Origin of the sequence: Faecalibacillus sp. TM498 (genome assembly GCF_020589955.1) — a bacterium.
GTDB classification, from domain to species: Bacteria; Bacillota_I; Bacilli_A; order Erysipelotrichales; family Coprobacillaceae; genus Faecalibacillus; species Faecalibacillus intestinalis.
On sequence record NZ_JAJDKB010000133.1, the window covers coordinates 1 to 730 of the forward strand.

Below are 730 nucleotides of genomic sequence, written 5' to 3' on the forward strand. Positions count from 1 at the left end.
ATTAAAAGTAAACTTAGCCGAGAAGAATATATCAGACGTTGTTTTTCAAAATCATTGATTAAAGAACCTCCTAATCTTGATTACTTTCGTTTAAAAAATGAATTCAATTATATAGGAAATAATCTCAATCAGATTGCAAAATCATTAAATACTTATGAACAAGTCGATATACATTTTATAGAAATAACTGTTAATGAATTAAGAAACATGATTAAAAATTTAGAACAAGAAGTAAGAGGTGTTTAAAGCAGTTACTTCAATTTGGTGTGTTAAAGATCGACTTGATCATGTTGTTCATTATGTAGAAGATGAAGAAAAAACAGTAGATACAGTTATAGATTATGTGAACAATAATAATAAAACAAATGAGAAAAAGTACGTTACTTGTATCAATTGTGATTCATTTGATCCATGCAAATCAATGATGAATACAAAGAAGTTCTTTAATGATCATAAACAGATCATGGCATTTCATGGGTATCAATCATTTGAACCCGGAGAGGTAAGTGGTGAAGTTGCACATGAAATAGGTGTTAAACTTGTTGAAGAATTATATGGTAATCGTTTTGAAGTTGTTGTTGCAACACATGTAGATAAGAACCATATTCACAATCATTTTCTTTTAAATTCAACTTCATTTGTGGATGGAAAAAGATTTTGTAATACCAAAAAGGATTATCAAATGTTAAGAGAAACATCTGATAAGTTATGTTTAGAATATGGTCTATCT

2 protein-coding genes are annotated in these 730 nt (G+C 27.8%); both read left to right on the plus strand.

What is annotated here, in order from left to right:
* Positions 1 to 246 (plus strand): plasmid mobilization protein (locus LJD32_RS15000; RefSeq protein WP_227392827.1); only part of this gene is annotated, 246 nt, incomplete at its 5' end.
* On the plus strand, positions 239 to 730 hold a 492-nt coding region (locus LJD32_RS15005), incomplete at its 3' end, for a relaxase/mobilization nuclease domain-containing protein (protein WP_227392828.1). The genes LJD32_RS15000 and LJD32_RS15005, both read left to right, overlap by 8 nt.